This is a genomic window from Bartonella sp. AP58NXGY (assembly GCF_042195785.1).
Lineage (GTDB): Bacteria > Pseudomonadota > Alphaproteobacteria > Rhizobiales > Rhizobiaceae > Bartonella.
Genome location: NZ_JBHIOY010000244.1, coordinates 1 through 718, shown reverse-complemented (window position 1 = coordinate 718; position 718 = coordinate 1). Strand labels below are relative to the sequence as shown.

General features: G+C 38.7%; 1 protein-coding gene. It reads left to right on the top strand.

Annotated features, from left to right (window positions below; genetic code table 11):
- On the top strand, positions 1-718 hold a 718-nt coding region (lptD, locus tag ACFINC_RS10710; protein WP_375617202.1), incomplete at both ends, for an LPS assembly protein LptD.

Here is a 718-nt window from a genome sequence, read left to right as displayed (position 1 = left end):
CCGATTATAAAATTTCCCAATTTTGAGCTCTACGATCCAACTGTCAGGCGTGCGAGCGGTCTGCTTACACCTCATTTTTTCTATACTGATTATCTTGGTATGGGAGTAAAGAATTCTTATTTCTGGAATCTTGCCCCCAATTACGAGTTTACGCTTTCTTCTACGGGTGATACTCAACAAGGGCTTTTAACTGAAGGGGAATGGCGTCAACGTTTAAAAATGGGCAGTTATAACATTCGTTTTGCTCATATATATCAAATGAAACCACATAGATTTGACAATGATACGATTGATGCACAGCATAAAAACCGTTATATGCTAGCAAAGGGGGACTTTCGTCTTAATTCACACTGGACTTATGGATGGGATATTTTTACACAATCCGATCGACATTTTAGCCGTGCATACAAGCTGGAAAACTATAGCAATCCTACACAACTTTCTCAGATCTATCTAAATGGTCTTGCAGGAAAAAACTCTTTTGACATGCGTTTTTATCATTTTAAACTTCAAGATTCGATATTGAACGATCCTCATTCTGCACGTCACTCTCAACAAGCATGGGTTCTACCACGTATCGATTATTCTTTTACATCAGATGAGCCCATTTATAATGGAGAGCTTACCTTCCATAGCAATATACAATCAATTTATCGTCGTCATGCCGACTTCAGTTCACCCGACTGGAACGAAAATCCTCTCAACACTGTAAGACTTT